The organism is Gracilibacillus xinjiangensis (genome assembly GCF_042651765.1).
GTDB classification, from domain to species: domain Bacteria; phylum Bacillota; class Bacilli; order Bacillales; family Amphibacillaceae; genus Gracilibacillus; species Gracilibacillus xinjiangensis.
In genome coordinates, this window is record NZ_JBHSDT010000011.1 from 252 (window position 1) to 684 (window position 433).

General features: G+C 46.9%; 1 rRNA gene. It reads right to left on the reverse strand.

Features of this window, described 5'->3' with window-relative positions:
- Positions 1–374 precede the first annotated feature (374 nt).
- Positions 375–433: ribosomal RNA gene (locus ACFOY7_RS18415) — 16S ribosomal RNA — on the reverse strand; the annotation flags it as partial.

Genomic DNA, 433 nt, shown 5'->3' on the forward strand with positions numbered 1-433 from the left:
TTGATGTCTTGTCATTCTCAGTTCAGTTCAGACTCCTTCAACAGTCGTCTTCACTTCCTAAGATTCTTATCTAGTTTTCAAGGTACATACTGAGCATCAATCGCTCAAAACTGAACCAAACAACCAAGTATGAAGGGCTACAGGATGTAGGTCATGCCGATGTTGTCACAGGACGTGACGAACTTAATCAGCGATCCATTTCCTATAGTTCCGTTATCTGTCCAGCTCCAGCACCCAGCGACTAGTGCCCTTCAGTTGCCACCGTACGATAAGTCAACATCGACTCATTCTTCGTCGTGTTTCCTTTATCTCCTATGGCACCTTCCAGGTCATACGTCGCTACCCGGGTGCTTACGCCTTTCATTTATCCTTAGAAAGGAGGTGATCCAGCCGCACCTTCCGATACGGCTACCTTGTTACGACTTCACCCCAA